Here is a 1139-nt window from a genome sequence, read left to right on the forward strand (position 1 = left end):
GTCCTAACCACGAACGCCTCCCCGAAGTGAGCGAAGCACTCATCACATGGACCGCCATCACACTCATGACCAGGCGACTCACCCGCCACAAGACCCGCCCCGCCGAACGCCGCGACATCGCCCACGGCTACACACTCCCCACGGCCGCTTGGGCCCTACTCGCAGGCAGGATGATCGGACAACCATGCGGTTGCAGCCTCCAGAACCGGATCCCGCTTGCTACCGCGGCCCAGGTTGTCGGCCACTTCTTCGTCGGGCGGAATGGGACCGTCATATGTGCGGCCCGTGCGGTCAGCATCCTTGACCACGGCCAGAAGGAGGAGAGCCCCATCGGACAGCCGATACGACGTGTTGCCGGTGGGAATCCCCGTCGTTTCCTCGCCGAACGACCGCGTATCAGGCCGTCCGCGCAATGCCACGGTCACCGCTTCCCCGGAGCTAGCAGTAGAACGGCTGGTGAGCACAGCAACCGGCGCTGATCCCGCGCCTATGGGCGTGCTCGCTCCCCAACCCTGCGATTCCCCGTCAACGAATGGGCTCCCCTTCTCGATCGACCACACGGACTTTTTGCCCTTGGCGTCGACGAACCCTCCGACGTCACCGTCACCGAGGATCGGCCCGGCGACAGCGAGCATCGGCCACATGTTTCCACCGCGGTTCCGGCGCAGGTCGATCACCCAGCCGCATGCGGTCGGCCGATTGGCTTTCGCTACGGCCGCCCGGCCTTCCCGCACGTACTGGTGATAGATCTCATCGGACCCCAGCACTCCGGGAAGCGACAGGTACCCAACACGCCCGGGAAGGGCCCGTCCCTCGACAGGTGAGCGGACCGGCGCGCCGCTGAACAGTTCCTTCGCGCGGTCGGGTTTGAAGAGCTGGCTGTGCCCGTCTGCCAGAGAGCTCATCGCCATCTCAATCACAGGGTATGTGTCGACTGGATGTTGGGCGCTGCCAGCCTGCGTGAAAGCCGCCCGTCGCACCTCCGCCCAGTCGACGTCATCTCGACGCAGGGCGTTTTCTTCCATGATGTTCAACGCCTTGGACAGATAGGACCGGGCCTCGGCAGACATCTCCGCACCGGGAGACGACGACTCGCCACCTGTGCACCCGCTGCCAGCAGCAAGAACCCAAGCCAAGCC

1 protein-coding gene is annotated in these 1139 nt (G+C 65.1%); it reads right to left on the reverse strand.

The features are described 5' to 3' along the window. Positions 1–155 precede the first annotated feature (155 nt). Positions 156–1136, reverse strand: coding sequence for a S41 family peptidase (locus CA983_RS43940; protein WP_244207364.1), 981 nt, complete (start codon positions 1134–1136; stop codon positions 156–158). Positions 1137–1139: the final 3 nt, after the last annotated feature.

It is taken from the genome of Streptomyces swartbergensis (assembly GCF_002148965.1).
Taxonomy (GTDB): Bacteria; Actinomycetota; Actinomycetes; order Streptomycetales; family Streptomycetaceae; genus Streptomyces; species Streptomyces swartbergensis.